Source organism: Bacillus pretiosus, from assembly GCF_051294775.1.
GTDB classification, from domain to species: domain Bacteria; phylum Bacillota; class Bacilli; order Bacillales; family Bacillaceae_G; genus Bacillus_A; species Bacillus_A wiedmannii.
The window spans coordinates 1-259 of the sequence record NZ_JBPPHF010000638.1 but is presented as its reverse complement, the minus strand read 5'-3'; the positions used below and the strand labels follow the sequence as shown (position 1 = coordinate 259).

The window sequence follows — 259 nt, the reverse complement described above, 5'->3', positions numbered from 1 at the left end:
AGATGTTTTTAAGAGACAGCACCTAAACTTGGGGAATCGATCAGATTGTCATTACCTTATATTTCTGTAGTAATGCTTATTGTTTTTATACTAGTTGAATATGTTGTTGCACCTATTGTAGTAATCGGGCTTATAATAACTTTCTCCTTCGTTCTCATACGCCATAGTTTAGTTCGAAAACAAAATAAAATTTTATTACTAGCTCAAATGCAATTCAACTCAGACCTCGAAAAACAAATTGAACTACGTACAGAAGATT

At 32.0% G+C, this 259-nt stretch carries 1 pseudogene; it reads left to right on the top strand.

Going from position 1 to position 259, the window contains the following annotated elements:
- Window positions 1-21: 21 nt before the first annotated feature.
- Window positions 22-259, top strand: a pseudogene (locus tag ACSG5Z_RS32485) (diguanylate cyclase); the annotation flags it as partial.